This is a genomic window from Ruminiclostridium herbifermentans, from assembly GCF_005473905.2.
Classification (GTDB): Bacteria; Bacillota; Clostridia; order Acetivibrionales; family DSM-1351; genus Ruminiclostridium; species Ruminiclostridium herbifermentans.
Genome location: NZ_CP061336.1, coordinates 1,752,800 through 1,769,381, shown reverse-complemented (window position 1 = coordinate 1,769,381; position 16,582 = coordinate 1,752,800). Strand labels below are relative to the sequence as shown.

The window sequence follows — 16,582 nt, the reverse complement described above, 5'->3', positions numbered from 1 at the left end:
CTCTAAATGATGTATTAATCACTAATCTTTTAGAGGCTTTTTAAAACCTAGTATTTTTATCAATACATATTTATATTTCTACCTAACGTAAAACATTTAAGTGCCATTTGAGATATGATTTTTATTCAAATAATTTTATATTTTTTCTTCTGTTATCTCAACGTATAGCCCAATCCAGCCATATAATCTATTATACTCTTCGCAAATCCATTTATTTCATCGCTGGTAAGAGTCTTTTCGTTAGAGCCTATAACAAATCTGAAGGTCATACTCTTCTTGCCTTCTGGTAAGCCTTTGCCTGTATAAATGGTCACAAACTCAAAGCTATTTAAAAGTTCAGACTTAAATCCGCGAATATCTTCAACCAGCTTGTCAAATGTAACTCCATTATCAACTAAGAAGCTGTAGTCAAGCTTAACTTCAGGGAATTTTGATAAATCCTTATATTTAATTGAAGCATAGTCTATAGCTTGCAGAAGTTCTCTGTTTATTTCCAATACTGCTACATTTATCTTTTTACCGATATTCTTCTTAATTGAAGGATGCACTACACTTATATAACCCATTAACTTACCATTATAACTTATATCAACAGATTTCATTGGATGAACCCAATTAAATGCACTTGTACATGCAGTAAACTCAGGTGTAATATTTTTTAAGGTCTTAGCTAAATAAGTCATTATTCCCTTCAAATCATAGAACAATTCATCTTCACTCTTAATCTTACTTCCTAGCAATATACAAACATTTTTGTGTTGTTCACATTTTTCCTTTGGATTTGCAGCAGTAAATACACTTCCAATTTCAAAAATAGAAAATTCCTCATATACCTTTTCATTTTTCTCAGCAAAGCCCAACATACAAGGAACCATGCTTTCCCTTAAGGTGTTAGCGTCCTGTGCTTGTGGATTCAGAATTTTTACCTGTCCATTAGTTTCAATTCCCATCTTGGCATTATAGGTATTGTCATACCAAATATAACTCATTACCTCGCTTGCACCAAATCTCTCAGAAAGCAGTTCTTTAATTTTGTGGTCTAAAAGCCTATCCTCGTTATATTCAAGAGGCTTTAAAGCGATATCCAAGGTTTGTGGAACTATATTATCATAGCCATATATTCTAGTGATTTCTTCTATAATATCAACCTTCATTGTAATATCCTTTGTTGCTCTGAAGGTTGGGACTTTTATTTTGAAAGTATCACCCTCAACATCCACTTTGAATTCCAATGATCTCAATATTTCAACCATTTTTTCTTGAGGTAGGTCGTTTCCAATATACCTGTCAATATAAGGCTTTGTAATTGTGATGTCAATCGGCTCTAGCTTTTGGCAATAAACATCAGATAAAGCTGAAGCAAAATTAATATTTGGGTTCATATCCTTTAACAGTTTAACAAATCGTTGAATTGCAGTAACTGTAATATTAGGGTCAAGGCACTTTTCATAACGAGCACTTGCCTCAGTACGAAGTCCAATTTTTGTTGAACCCTTTCTTATTGAAGGACCATCAAATGTAGCCGATTCTAGTAAAATAGATGTTGTGTCCTCCAACACTTCGGAGTTTTCTCCCCCCATAATACCAGCTATAGCTACTGGTCTTTCCTTATTACAAATAAGCAATACATCCTCAGGCAAATTTCTTTCAGTGCCGTCAAGTGTCTTGAACAGAGTAGGTTCTTTTGTAGACCTAACAACAATTCCGCTTTCCACCTGTCTGCTGTCAAATGCGTGCATTGGCTGTCCAAGTTCAAGCATTAAGTAGTTGGTCAAATCAACTAATGGTGAAATTGGTCTCATTCCACAGTAAAACAGTCTTACCTTCATGTTCATTGATGTTTGTAAATTAGTGGCTCCATCTATTTTTATGCTGGAATATCTGAGACATTTTTCTGTATCTTCAACATTAATATCAACTTTATCCTTACCCTCTGAACCAGCTAAGCTGTCTAGTTGCATTGGCTTTAGTTCTCTGCCATAAATAGCTGCAATTTCACGCGCAATACCATAATGTCCCCATAAATCTGGTCTGTTTGTTAGAGATTTATTGTCTATCTCTATAATAACATCATCAATATCAATTATAGATTTAATGTCTGTACCTGGTGCATAATCTCCTTCTAAAATCAAAAGTCCACTGTGGTCATCGCTAATGCCCAATTCTTGAGCTGAACAAAGCATACCATAGCTTTCTACCCCTACCAATTTCACTTTTCCAAGCTTAGGAAGCTTTTTAACAGAACCGCCTATTTTTGCTAATGGAACTAAAATGCCTTCTGTAACATTTGGAGCTCCGCATACTACTTGCAGTATTCCGTCACCTGAATCAACTTGAGTAATTTTAAGCTTTTTAGACTCTGGATGTGGAACAACGCTGATTACCTTGCCAACTACAACATTCTGAATGTCCTGACCAACAAATTCTACATCTTCAACTTCTGCTGTAGACATTGTGAATCTATACCAAAGTTCTTTTATATCTATACCATCTAAATTAACATAATCCTTTATCCAATTTAATGAAATTTTCAATTTACTTTCCCCCTATCTTACCGAAAATTGTTCCATTGCTCTCAAATCTCCCGAGTTGAGAATACGAATGTCACTGATTCCATATTTCATCATTGCAAGTCTTGTCAATCCTACACCAAAAGCAAAGCCCGTATATTCTTCAGGGTCAATACCTCCTGCACGCAGAACATTCGGATGAACCATTCCACAAGGTAACAATTCTATCCAACCTGAATGTTTACAAGTAGGACAACCAGAACCACCACATATCATACAGTTAAGATCCAATTCAAAGCCAGGTTCAACAAATGGGAAAAATCCAGGTCTTAATCTAACCTTAACATCTCTTTTGAATATCTCTGACAGCAGTATTTTCATTACATATATTAAGTTTGCAATAGAAACATTTTTATCTATCATCATTCCTTCAAGCTGGAAGAAAGTATTTTCATGTGAAGCATCAGTGCTTTCATTTCTGAAGCATCTGCCAGGAGCTATTACCTTAAGTGGTGCTCCGTATTTTTGCATAGCTCTTACCTGACATGGTGAAGTATGAGTTCTAAGCAGCGAGCCATTTTCAAGCCAGTAAGTATCTTGCATATCTCTGGCAGGATGGTTTTTTGGTATATTGAGTGCCTCAAAGTTGAAAAACTCCTCTTCTACCTCAGGTCCGTCAACTATATTAAAGCCCATACCTGTAAATATTTTTTCTACTTCTTTTTGAACAATAGTAACTGGATGTAGTGAACCTACTTGGAATTTTGTACCAGGTAATGAAATATCAAAGCTTGAACCCTTGCTCAATGACTTTTTGACATCATTATTACTTATCTCCTTAAATTTTGCCTCCAATAATTCACTCAATTCATTTTTAAGCTCATTTGCCTCTTGACCAAACTGCTTTCTCTCTTCAATAGCCATGTTCTTGAGATCCTTGAGCATTTCTGTCAATTCACCCTTTTTTCCTAAGAGTTTTACTCTAAGTTCTTCAACCTCATTACTTGTGGCAGCTGCTTTTATTTTGCTAAGAGCCGCATCCCTTAAATTACTGATTTTCTCAATCACGTCTATTATCTCCTTTCATATTATATCCATATATATCCACAATCTTAATAAGCATAGTATCCAGCAAGTTCCTGACATAGACCAATTCCCATATTCTAGGTTTGAACCAATTTTTAAATAATAAGTTTGAAAACCAACAATTAATACCAACAACTAAAATCTTAAAGTTGAGTTTTTTTCAATTTCATTTTCAATTTCAAATCAAATGAAAACAAAAAATAAAGCCTTCATCCCAACAAAGGGACGAAAGCATTTTTCGCGGTACCACCCAGATTTTTCAGCAATATAGTTAAGTTTTACTAAAACACAGCTTGATTATTATTTCAAGCAACAAAACTATATAAACTAAACTCTTGTAATTTTAACGGCTTTAACCGGCAGCTCCTACATTAATACAGTGTATAATTTGATAAAACAATAACTATTCGACAAAAATATCAAATCATATAATATACACTATACTGTTCAAAGCTGCAGCTCCGGAGGGAACTTGGGCAAGTAGTCTGTTAAAGGTACTTTCAGCCGATGATACCTTATCTCTGCAACATCCTGCTCTCGCTTACTTTTCTCCATCATTGCCTTTATTTATTTAATTATCATACCAGCTTTCAATAAAACGGTATTTTTTACAACCAGTTATATGTAGATTATTATAGCAATATAAATTTAAACATTCAAGAGTGGATTTTTATTATTTCAACTTTACACTATAACCATAAAATATAAAAAGATTTGAAAAGATATTTTAAGAATTGTTAACATACTTAAAACATGAACTAATTACTAAAAAAAGTAGTGCCAGATGAATAAGGGAATGTGGAAATAATCAACATAATAAAAAAGTATAAAAGTATTATAACTAAAAATAAATATGAAACAACTTTGATAATAATGTCGCAATTCAAAAAATGCATATGTTTTATTGCAGTTTATAGCAATTAAGAAGACACCGATAAAGTATAGAAATAGCTCCATACTTAGATGTTGGCTATTTCTATACTTATTCAAAAAATTAAATTAATATTTTTATTTCTAAATATATTACTAAAACCTCGCTATTGAAAATGCTGATTCTATATTCAAAACAGCATTATTTATATTTTAACTCAAGTTTTATCTTCATCTATCTCCTCTTTCATTTTCCTAACAGCATCCTGCCTTCTAGAATTTTTTTCTATTAATCTTTTTTTCAATAAATCATCATTTGTTTTTTCAAGTATTTCATTAGCAACTTCAGCATTATGCATAGTCTTATTAATTTTAGTTTTAACTCTTTCTTCTTCGGCTACACGGTTATCTGGATTTTTAGTTTGCTTCATATTTATGTCCATGTAATCATTAAAACCTATTGAAACATGGACTTTCGCACCTCCTCTAAAAAATATATAATTAGCTTTTTTTATTATGTCCACAAAACAAAATTGTAAACAGCCACTTGACGATAATTTCAGCAAATAATACAATATAATATAAATAACATTCCAAAGGATAACATATGAGTTATAAACGCTTAATCCCAATGGTATTATCATTATTTATTTTACTATTTCCACTTTATTTCTTTTTAATTAAAATATCCAGCAAAGATTTTTCATATATTCTTCCATTCATACTGCTAGTGACTTACTTCTTGTACTGCTTCAATTTTATTCGAAAAGAATTTATAAAAATAAAGGCAGATAGGCAGACTGGTATTCTAGAAAAAACATTAGTTTTGTGTGATTATAATGTTCTTTATACAAGAAATGAGAAATATGGTGCTATGCCTCCAATCCCTACTGCTACATTTTTATCCTATGATAACGATGAATATATTCACTTAAGCGGAGACTTTTCAAAAGTTGATATGCATCCTGGGAAAAAATATAGGGTAAAATTTTATAAAGAATCAGGACTCCTAATTGACATAGAATACAATAAAAGCAAATCAAAAAAATTAAAACTCAATGTTAAATCTAAAAATCAACTAAAAAATAAATATTATAATTTTGCTTTCAAGCATATTGATACTGAACATTCCAATAAAACCTCAAATAGATATATTAGCTTTTTACAAGTACTTATATTTACTATTATAGGTGCCCTAATATTTGGTGTACTATACATTATATATTTGGTATTTAACTTTATCCAAGCAAAAATACTGATGTCTGAAGGATACATAATGCTTATTCAGCCCGATTTTGTTGGTTGGTTATTTATCATTTTTGGTTTTACTATTTTTATATTAATTACATTTGAAGGATATGATGATTATTGGGGATTTATTACAAAAGTATATAACAAGCTTGGATTTAAACGTTCATTAATAATCATTTCAACTGTATTCTTTATGCTTTTATCTCAATTATTTAATATATGTACAATTATTTCAGATGACGGAATAGAATTAAAAAAAGGTTATTTTATGCAAAGCAAAACATATGGTTGGAGTAGCGTAAATAAGGCTTCAGTCTATTACTCATCTTTGAAGACTAGAAGCACTACTAATAAATTAAAGCTTCATTATGTGTTACAATTAAGTGATGGTAATTCAATTGATTTAAAAAAATCAAAAATGTTTTGGAATAGTATTTTAAAAGTTGATAATATCCTTAAACAAAAGCATATTTATATTGATAAAGGAATACTGTCTTTTAAAAACAGCACTATTCTCCTAAGTAATGAAAATATAGATTTTGATAGTGGTGCTCGTATATTGAGCGAAATAATGGTTTATCAGGCTCCAAGCTATCTATCTAATTCTGATTACTCTGAAAATTAATTTGTACCAAGCCATTATTTGTAAAACTAAAGTAATATAAAGCATTTGAATAAGTTGATATGTTAAAACATTATATGTTTTTCACTTGGTAATAATATATCTAAAACACACTAGCAAAATAAGAATAATGGACTTAAATTGCTAAAGGAAACTCTATAAAAATATTTTATAGGAGGTGTAAGTCCATGTCGTCGCTTTATGAATTTTTTGACTTAATACACAGCATGGACATATTTAATGAAGAGAAAAAAAATAGTTATTAAAGGTTTACCCTTCCAGACATGGACACCTGCAATAAGAGGTTTCGAAAACAGCATTAGTACTCTTGGACTAGTACCTATAAATGGCACAAAACATGGAGTTATGATTAGGGGCAATGACAAAAATAATCCTGTAATCATATTTGTACATGGAGGGCCCGGAACAACGGAAATCCCATATGTCAGAAAATATCAAGATTTATTGGAGCAAAACTTCACTATCGTACATTATGATGAAAGGGCTACTGGTAAGTCTTTTCACTTTTTAGAGGATTATTCTAACCTGTCAATTAATTTATTGGTAGAGGACTTAATTGCATTAACAGATTATATTAGCCAAAAACTATGTACAAATAGAATAATTTTAGCTGGTCATTCCTTTGGAACGGTTATTGGAATTAAAGCAGCTAATTTGGCTCCCGAAAAATATTTAGCTTATATTGGAATAGGTCAAATAGGTGACTTTTGGAGCAGAGAATTGGAATCACTGGAATATTGTCTAAAGCAAGCAACTCAGCAGAATCACCTGCAAGATATTAAAGAAATTGAGTCCTACAGGGAAAATATTGTTAATCATAAAGACTCACTTCCTAGAAAATTTGTAAGAAAATATGGCGGAGTGTCACGTCTTATAAATGATGCAAGTGACATGGCATCGGGATTACTGCTAAGTCCTGAATACAATTTCCTTGATACCATTCGTTTTAGCAAAGGCCGTTCCATTTCCAGTAAAATACTCTGGACAGAACTAATGCAAAGTAATCTTCCAAATGAGGTTTCTGAGTTAAAGATCCCTTGCTATTTCGTTATGGGTAAGCATGATTATTTAACACCTGTAAACTCTGCTAAAGCTTACTTTGATTCAATCAATGCCCCATCAAAGGAGTTTGTAGTTTTTGAAGAGTCTGCACACTATCCTCAGTTTGAAGAAAAGCAGAAATTTTATGATTGGATAAATAATATATATAATAAAATCAAAGAATGATGTTTTGGTATCTATTATTATATGACGTTTAGCCTTTGCCATTACATTATAGTAGTTTAATATAGAACTCATAATGTTGAATATTAATTGTAAAAGCTTGTTAATAGTAAATTTTAATAGAATTAAATTTGCATTCCAATTAAACCATTGCTGTCATAGCCCTTTTTCTTTAGATTTTTACTTATCCATATAAAGTATATTAAACATGTTATTATTGCACTAACGCACATTCCTATAATTAGTACAAAATCTCCAACACTTTGCAGGTAGCTATCTATACCTGCTCTTCTGGTCAGCATCACAAATATATGAGAAGTATACAATACTGTAATAGAACCCCAGATAGAATCGGAGCAAATATAGGCTAGACAATATATTACCATGCTAATGTATCCAAATACACTCAACATCATGTCTGACTGAAATGCCGCCGGTAAAGCTTGAATAATAACTGCTACTGTAAGAGGCATAACTTTCCTCAATTCATTAAATATTAATCCCCTAAAAAGCATTTCTTCAAAAATAGTAAAAACAACAATGTTGTAAAACATAAAATAAAAAATATTGCCATTATTAAATCTATCAAAAAAGCTTATCACTGCGTATAAATTGGGTTCAAAATATTCCATATTCATAAAGCATAGTATAAAAATCGATATTGAAATACCAATAAAAATAGATAACATTAAATTTTTTATACAGATAATTTTAAATTTACAGAACGTCAATATATTAATTTTTCTTATTCTAAAAATTATGATATATATTAATGTAGAAATTACAACATTTAATATCATTTCTAAAGATATGGTATTGTTTAAGTATTCTACAGCCCTCATAAATTTAGATTTAGATGCATAACTCATTAATATACTTACAAATTTAGAATTTAAAGTGTATATCAGCAAAAATAATAAATCAAAAACTATTCCTTTTAAAAATGTAGTTATTTGAGCCCTTTTCATATTTTTTATCCCCCTTATAGTTTCATAACGGATTCTTTCTAGGTCATTGATTTTCAAATTTAGTCCTTGAAAAATAACAGTTTACTCATGTTCTCGGAGATATCAATAAATGTTCAAAACTATGCAGGCATTAGCAGAAACAATTCAATTCTTATAGTTCATTACAGAAGGCTATAGTATCTAAATACAATCCACTATGAATGTATAGAAGAAGATAATGGAAAGTAGTGCTTATGTGGTCAAGCAGTGGAGTGTATCTCTTGATGGCAATACAAGAGATACACTCATAAAGCTTGATAGACATATTATAAAAAACTAATAGGAGTAGAAACCAGCAACGTCTGTATTTGTTTACCATTTGTGGCTTTTATCAAATCCATAGAAAGAAAAGATAATTTCTATCTCACCATTTATCTATGAGTCAAGAGCCTGTAATACCAACTCAAGCCTTGACAGCTTGTCCTTTGTAGTGATAAATGCCAGTTCTCATACTATAACATTTCACCCTGTTTAATTTTAAAATCATTAATAAAGTCTTGAAAATATTTACTTTTCACTGCAAAAATACCTATAAGTAATAAGATGATTCCAGAAGCAGTAGTCAAATAATACCATTTAAATATATCCAGTAAAACCCCATACAACCAAAGTCCCACAGGACTAAATATAAATGCTGCTGTCATGAATACTCCAAAAACACGTCCTAACAATTCCTCTGGTATCTGAAACTGGAAATATGAAATCATAGAAACATTTTGTAAAGTATTTACTGAACTTAATATAACAAGTATAATGCTGAAAATAATTGTTATGACCCACATATTTTTAGTAAGTGTTTGAGCACCAAAAGGCAATAGCCACAATATAAACAAAATTGCCTGTATTTTAAACAATGTAAAAAATCTTTTAATCATATTGCTACTAAGTGATTTTATAAAAGATATAAGAGAAGCACCTGCTATTGTACCTACTGCCGCCGAAGCCTGTATAATAGACAATTGAATCCCGGAAACTTTCATAATATTGTAGCTTACATATGTCAGAACCATGCTTACCATTGGATAATATATAAGACTTACTACTGCTGCAAAGGCTAAAAAGAAAATTATAATTTTTTGTGAGTACAAATAACTAAATGTCGTCTTTAAATCTGCTAGATATCCTTTTTTACCAATACTATCATCTGATGAAGTATTAAGTTTTTTGAATTTGAGAAACATTTCAAATATACCAGATAGAATAAGTACTATCCCATTTAGCATAAATATCACTTTAATTCCAAATGTTGTATATAGCACAGCTCCTATTATAGGTCCTATTATATTTACTATAGCTGATATTCCTTGAATCGCAGCATTTGCTGTAGGTATGTTATCTTTATTTACGATTTCCGGAATAGACGAGTTTACTGCAAGGTTGAAAAAGGACTGAATTGTGCTTATTGTTAGAACATAAAAAACTATAAGCACAATGCTTTTGGGATAAAAATTGAGTAATCCTGTGTATGCAATAACTATTACGCCACTTAAAATATCTGATCCGACAATAATTCTTTTTTTGTTATATCTGTCAACAAAGACACCTGTAAACATGTTTACGAAAATCATAGGGAGGACGGATAGGCTCAATACCAAAGAAAAAGTACCTGCCGTCCCGGTTATGTCCAATACATATAAGCTTAAAGCAAATGTTAATACTGTTGACCCTATACCTGATATGAATCTACCTGATACAAGTAGCAATAAATTCAATTTCATATTAACTGGGCTAATGTTTCTGTCTAAAATCGCTGCATCTTGCATTCATTATTCTTCCTTTTCTTATTTTATTTAGAATGAATCGTTAATATCAGTAGTAGTCATATACCTATAATAGAAATTTCCTTAAGACCATAATCTCTCCAATAGATACATTAACTCCTTTTCCAGTTCTTTTATTTCTGTAAAGCACCTGCCTGCCTCCTTATCAATAACACTTGTCAGATTGTACTTTTTGGTTAGAGTATGGCATATGTCTCTCCATCTTTGAGCCGATTCTTCTAAAAGCTTTATAACCATCCATTTAATATCATTGTTACATTCTCCGCTATAGTTTTCTAATGTAATTTTAAATAGTCTTCTACGATGTGCGAGTGTTATAAGTTTCCAGTCTAATATTTCTTGAAGTATACGGTTTTGCATGTTGTTTTTATCATCAAGTCTTTGAAACTCTTTACATGATATTTCTATAAGCTTATCAAGTGCAGCTTCGCCGTAATAGGTTGTAAGTCCATTTTCATTTGTAACTGATCTTTTATAATTTTTTATTATTAGATCTACAAGCTCTCTTAGCTTTGATTCTCCTTGTAATTTTTGCTTATTTACAGTAACAGTAGAATAAAAAACATCAAATTCGAAAGCTGGTAGTATATCTTTTTTAGGAATAAGTCCTACAGACTTATTTTCAATATAAGGAATATATCTATCTGGATTTATCATTTCAGGCATTTCAACAGAATATAAATTATCACTGTCACGGGCGACAAGCATAAATAAATGTCCTCGTCTTTCCTTTATTTCAGGAGCGTTATAGCTTACAAATTCTCTAAATGCAGGATTTCTGAGACAGTATATATCTACAATTAGCTGTTCTCCTTTGTCTAGTAACTGCTCAATCTGAGACATAGCCTCAGTACCCTTTTCTTTATAATTTTTGATTTCAAAAGCATCCTTCCATAAATGATAAGTTGAAAAATTAATATCATATATTCCACCGTACTGATTCTCTGTTATATTCATATCAAAACCTTGTGCAAAGTACTCAGAGTAGTTTCCTTTATTACCTAATTGCTTTTTAAGAATAAAATAAAGCATTACATTTGCACAATCCATATTTTCAGTTAAAGGATCCCTATTTCCCTGTGTATCAAAATAATAATCCAGTTCGATATTTTTTTTCATTTGTTCAGGTAATTCAACCCCTTGTCCTCCAAATGGAACAGCATATTTGCTAAGTTCAGCAATTGTAGGATTCCTAAGTATATTCATCATGTTTAGGCCAAAACTCTTAAGCTTTCCACTGACCTGAATGGCTTTTAAGGACGACCCTCCTAATTCAAAGAAATTATCATAAATACCTACCGACTCTATTCCTAGTACCTCCTGCCATACTTCTACAAGTTCTTTTTCTATATCATTCCTAGGTGGTGCATATTTTGTTTCTAAGCTTAATGTAGGTTCAGGCAGCGCTCTTCTATCAATTTTACCGTTGGAAGTTAAAGGAATATTTTGAATCCTTACATAATAAGAAGGTATCATATAATCTGGTAAATCTTTTGATAAAAACTCTCTAAAATCAGAAGCAGATATATCTCTATCCTGCACTAAATATGCACATAAATACTTATTACCATTTGAATCTGTTCTGTCCAGCACCACAGCTTCCTTAACTGATTCATGCTTGAGCAGCTTTGATTCGATTTCTCCTAGTTCAACCCTATAACCTCTAATTTTAACCTGAAAATCGGATCTACCCAAAAACTCCAGTTCACCATCACTATTCCATTTTGCAAGATCTCCTGTCTTATACATTTTTTCTCCAAAACTAAAAGGGTTGTCTACAAACTTTTCAGAAGTTAGGGCAGGATTATTCAGATAACCTCTTGAAAGGCCTTCACCAGCAATACATAATTCTCCAGCCACACCTAGTGGTACTAACTTAAAGTTTGAATCTGTAAGATATATTTGAGTATTTGCAAGTGGTTTACCTATAGGTACAGTTTTTCCTACTGTTTTGCCAGACTTATACCTATAAAATGAAGCACATATTGTAGCCTCTGTTGGACCATACCCTACTAATACCTTCATATCTTTGTTTAACTCAAAGAATTCTTCAAGAACATAATCTTTAATGTTCTCAAGACCTGTAAGTATTTTATTTAATTTTGAATTTCTAGCCTTTAGCAACCTGCATAAATCTTGAAGTATTGTAGGAGGAATAAATGCAAAAGTTACTTCCTTATCTGCAAGAGTGTCTGCTAAATGCTCCAAATCCATCAGTATTGGTTGATCGTTAAGCACAAGAGTAGCACCAAATAAAAGAGGCATGAAAATTTCCACTACATTTGCATCAAATGATATGTTAGCAAGACTAAAACATTTATCTCTTTTATCAATTTCTTCGTCATACCACTTATATATACAATGCAAGTAATTATTTAGAGCTTTGTGAGGAATCATTACTCCTTTTGGTTTACCTGTTGAGCCTGAAGTATAAATTACATAGGCTAAATCATTAGGATTATTTATATTTTCAATCTTCTGACTGTTTCCAGAATAAGTATTGCTATCTCGAAGATTTATTACTGTTCCATCAAACTCAATTCTTTCTTCTATAGAATCAGTGGTAAGTAAAATTTTCGCACCTGCATCTTCAAGTATGTACTTAATTCTTGTTTCAGGATATTCTGGATCTATCGGCAAATAAGCTCCTCCTGCCTTTAATATAGCCATTATACCAACTACAAACTCAATAGAGCGCTCAATTAACAATCCCACTATTGTGTCTGAAGTAACACCATGTTCTCTCAACTTATGCGCAAGGCTGTTCGATTTAATATCCAGTTCATCATATGTGAGTTTTTGATTACCAGCTTCTACAGCGATACAATCATAAGATTTTTTTACTTGTTCTTCAAATAAGTCACATATTGTTTTATTTTTCGGATATTCCTGTTGTGTTTGATTAAACTTGAGTAAAAGAAGATTCTTTTCAAGTTTTGATAATATATCTATATCTGAAATTAGAATTTCAGTGTTTTGAGATATTATATCCAACAGAATCTGATAATGCTCCACAAAGCGTTCAATGGTGCTTTTTTTGAACAATTTAGTGGCATACTCTAATTCAAAATAAATACTATCTTGTTTAGGGACTGAATAAAGGGTAAAATCAAACTTTGATATTCCGCTTTCAAAATCAAATTTTGAAAATACTATGTCACTGGATGTTTCTTCAGCCCAATCCATATTCTGAAAAACAAACATTGTATCAAACAAAGGATTTCTATCAATGTTCCTTTTTATTTTTAATGCATCTACCAGCATTTCAAACTGATAATCTTGATTTTCAAGAGCCATTAAAAATCTATTCTTTACATCTTGCAAGAAGCTACTAAATTTAATATTACTCTTAGGATAGTTTCTTAAAGCCAACGTATTTACAAACATACCAATAACATTATTTAGTTCGGAACGAGTTCTTCCTGAAACAGGCGTTCCCACTACAATGTCTTCCTGTCCAGTATACTTATGCAAAAGTATATTGTACGCTGCCAAAAATACCATAAATAGTGTTGTTCCAGTTTTTATACTCAATCTTTCTAGTCTTTCTAGCAATCCCCCATTAATTTCAAAGCAAACTCTGCTTCCTTCAAAGCTTTGGACAGCAGGCCTTTGATAATCGCAGGGAAAATTGAGTATAGGTATTTCATCTGAAAATTGATTTATCCAGAATTTCTTCTCTTTGCTTGTATATTCTGTTTTAAGCATTTCGTCCTGCCATACTGCATAATCCTTATACTGAACCTTTAATTCATTAAGCGATGCACCTTGATATGACTTTATTAATTCATTAAATAGTATGCTACACGAAATTCCATCAGATATTATATGATGCATATCACATAGAAGAATATGTTTTCTATTGTTAATTTTCAAAAGCTTAGCTCTTATCAATGGTGCTATTCTTAGATCAAACGGTCTTATAAAGTTCTTTATTAACTCAGGTACATCCTCATCCTTGCAAAGAGTTATATCCATATTAAATTCTAGCTTTTCGCTGATCTTTTGCACAGGTTCACCATCTATAATTTCAAAACTAGTTCTTAGAGATTCATGCCTGTCCACAAGTAATTTGAAGGCATTTATAAACCTTTCAGTATCCAGTATCCCCTCAATTTGCATAGCCGAAGAAATATTATATGTAATGTCACTGTCGATTTGATTAAGTATAACTAACCTTTTCTGTGCTGAAGATACAGGATAATATTCTCTTTTTTCAATATGAGGTATTATTGAGTATTCTTTCTTCTTAGCATCTTCTATAAATTCTGAAAGTTTTCTTACTGTAAGAATCTCAAAAGCAGTTGTTATAGGTATTTTAATGTTGAATTGCTCTTCTATTCTAGACAATAAATTTGATACTTTTAGAGAATTTCCTCCTAGTTCAAAAAAGTTATCTGTAACTCCGATATTTTCTATTCCAAGTACATCTTCCCAGAGTTCAACAATTTTTTTCTCAATTTCGCTTTCAGGCAATACAATATTTTTAGCTTGAGCTTTTTCAGCTGTAAAGCAATTTATTCTGTTAACAACATCTGCATACATACCGTTTTTAAAATTTTCTGCCAGCTTATATCTCTGAACTTTTCCGCTAGCTGTTAGTGGCAAATTCTCTACAGGTATTATATACTTAATGTCTAGGCCCATTAGTTTATTTATATTAGTTTTTAAAGCAATTGCTATAGGCACGAAATCCTCAAGCATTCCTCCAAATAAAACAAAAATGCAAATCTCCTCTGTTTTGCTAACCTCATCCTGTACACTGCAAGCAGCAACTTTCCCTGACTCAATAATTCCTAACCCTTCAGCCGTCTTTTCAATATCATAAGGATAATAGTTCTGTCCATTTATAAAAATAATATCCTTTTTTCTGCCTATAACAATCAAACGTCCATTTCTCATGAACCCTATATCACCCGTATCCAGCCACCCATCTTGAGTAAATGCATTAGCTGTTGCCTGTGGATTATTATAGTATCCTCTTGTAACATTCTTGCCTGTTATTTGAATTGTTCCTACGGTATTTTCCTCCACAATTAAATTGTCTTCGTCACATATTCTGACAAAGCAATCCTGTACCGGAAAGCCTAAATCAACGAATTTTACTGATTCTGATGATGAACTATCCAAAATAGCCTTCTGACCTAAAGAAACAGACTCCCTTTTAATGCTTAACGTCACAAATTCCTCACCAACAGGAGGTATTGATACTGCTAAACTTGCCTCTGCAAGACCATAAACTGGTAAAATAACATTGCTTCTCAAATTATATGCTGACATTTTAGCTATAAATAAATTGCATAGTTCTGATGAAATAGGCTCAGCACCGTTTAATATTAAACGAATATGTGATAAATCCCAATTAGAAGCAAGTTCAGGCTTAAATGAACTTAAAAAATGTTTGTAACCAAAGTTTGGAGAAGCTAAAACAGATATTTTATATTCATTTGATTTTTCAATCCATAGAATAGGGTGTCGAATAAACAGCGATGTTGGCATAATATATTGGTTAATTCCTCCTGCGAGTGAGGATATATGAAAGCCTACAAGCCCCAAATCATGTGTAAGAGGCATCCAACTAAGAGTTGCATCATCCGGTAAAATTTTTACTGCATTTAACATGGCATTTATGTTTACTAATAAATTTTCATGTGTAAGTATGACACCTTTAGGATCACTTGTTGACCCAGAAGAAAACTGTATAAAAGCTATGTCATCTGAATTAGGTGTATATATTTTACCTAAACTATGCGAATCAATGGCTTCTTCTATTAAAAATGAATGTTCTTTTATGCTTTCTTGTTCAGATAAATAGCTATCAAGCTTCGATTCTGTAATAAGGTATGGCTTATTCAGATTATTCCATATCCGCACAATCTTAAGTTTATGTTCCTCATTATTACCTAGAGGTATAGGAACAGGAATAATTCCACCTAATATACATGCCCAAAAAACACATATAAACGATTGATTATCCTGAATCTGGAATATAATTTCATCCCCAGGCTTTACCCCTTTTCCTTGTAAAAAGCCAAGAATTTTTAAAGACTTAGTATACAATTCTTCATATTTAATGAAGACTTCTTTATTAATATCTTCTATAAAATAAATTCCTTTATCACACTGTTTTATATCTTCAAATAATTCTATTAAGTTTCTGTACTTTAACATATTCACCTCTCCCTTGTTTTAAGACAATAAACAAATTTC

General features: G+C 31.5%; 8 protein-coding genes and 1 other annotated feature. Of the genes, 2 read left to right on the top strand and 6 right to left on the bottom strand.

Annotated features, from left to right (window positions below):
• Positions 1-152: 152 nt before the first annotated feature.
• The 3 genes from pheT to EHE19_RS07395 all read right to left on the bottom strand — a co-directional run bounded on the left by pheT (position 153) and on the right by EHE19_RS07395 (position 4,897).
• Positions 153-2,534: a phenylalanine--tRNA ligase subunit beta gene (gene pheT / locus EHE19_RS07405; RefSeq protein WP_137696541.1), complete on the bottom strand. Its 2,382-nt coding sequence runs from the start codon at positions 2,532-2,534 to the stop codon at positions 153-155.
• Positions 2,535-2,546: 12 nt separating this feature from the next.
• Complete coding sequence (pheS, locus tag EHE19_RS07400; RefSeq protein ID WP_137696542.1) at positions 2,547-3,578, bottom strand: phenylalanine--tRNA ligase subunit alpha; 1,032 nt, start codon at positions 3,576-3,578, stop codon at positions 2,547-2,549.
• Positions 3,579-3,814: 236 nt separating this feature from the next.
• Positions 3,815-4,163: a binding site (T-box leader), on the bottom strand.
• A gap of 521 nt (positions 4,164-4,684) precedes the next feature.
• A complete protein-coding gene (locus EHE19_RS07395) occupies positions 4,685-4,897 on the bottom strand; it encodes a hypothetical protein (protein WP_137696543.1) in 213 nt (70 codons plus the stop codon).
• A gap of 176 nt (positions 4,898-5,073) precedes the next feature.
• On the opposite strand from EHE19_RS07395, the gene EHE19_RS07390 reads away from it, so the two are divergent.
• The gene (locus EHE19_RS07390; RefSeq protein ID WP_137696544.1) at positions 5,074-6,342 is read left to right on the top strand and encodes a hypothetical protein; all 1,269 of its coding nucleotides are present in this window, start codon (positions 5,074-5,076) and stop codon (positions 6,340-6,342) included.
• A gap of 237 nt (positions 6,343-6,579) precedes the next feature.
• On the top strand, positions 6,580-7,587 hold the full coding sequence (locus EHE19_RS07385; protein ID WP_137696545.1) for an alpha/beta fold hydrolase: 1,008 nt from the start codon (positions 6,580-6,582) through the stop codon (positions 7,585-7,587).
• 122 nt (positions 7,588-7,709) lie between these two features.
• On the opposite strand, the gene EHE19_RS19570 is transcribed toward EHE19_RS07385, so the two are convergent.
• The 3 genes from EHE19_RS19570 to EHE19_RS07370 all read right to left on the bottom strand — a co-directional run bounded on the left by EHE19_RS19570 (position 7,710) and on the right by EHE19_RS07370 (position 16,543).
• Complete coding sequence (locus EHE19_RS19570) at positions 7,710-8,552, bottom strand: CPBP family intramembrane glutamic endopeptidase (RefSeq protein ID WP_137696546.1); 843 nt, start codon at positions 8,550-8,552, stop codon at positions 7,710-7,712.
• Between the two features lie 491 nt (positions 8,553-9,043).
• Positions 9,044-10,354, bottom strand: a complete 1,311-nt coding sequence (locus tag EHE19_RS07375; protein WP_137696547.1) for an MFS transporter — start codon at positions 10,352-10,354, stop codon at positions 9,044-9,046.
• Positions 10,355-10,435: 81 nt separating this feature from the next.
• Entirely contained in the window at positions 10,436-16,543 is a 6,108-nt protein-coding gene (locus EHE19_RS07370; RefSeq protein WP_137696548.1) for a non-ribosomal peptide synthetase, read from the bottom strand.
• Positions 16,544-16,582: the final 39 nt, after the last annotated feature.

Excerpts from the sequence above, each read along its gene's own strand:
- EHE19_RS19570 (WP_137696546.1), bottom strand. The coding sequence starts at position 8,552 with ATGAAAAGGGCTCAAATAACTACATTTTTAAAAGGAATAGTTTTTGAT.
- EHE19_RS07370 (WP_137696548.1), bottom strand. The coding sequence starts at position 16,543 with ATGTTAAAGTACAGAAACTTAATAGAATTATTTGAAGATATAAAACAG.
- EHE19_RS07390 (WP_137696544.1), top strand. The coding sequence starts at position 5,074 with ATGAGTTATAAACGCTTAATCCCAATGGTATTATCATTATTTATTTTA.
- EHE19_RS07395 (WP_137696543.1), bottom strand. The coding sequence starts at position 4,897 with ATGAAGCAAACTAAAAATCCAGATAACCGTGTAGCCGAAGAAGAAAGA.
- EHE19_RS07375 (WP_137696547.1), bottom strand. The coding sequence starts at position 10,354 with ATGCAAGATGCAGCGATTTTAGACAGAAACATTAGCCCAGTTAATATG.
- EHE19_RS07385 (WP_137696545.1), top strand. The coding sequence starts at position 6,580 with ATGAAGAGAAAAAAAATAGTTATTAAAGGTTTACCCTTCCAGACATGG.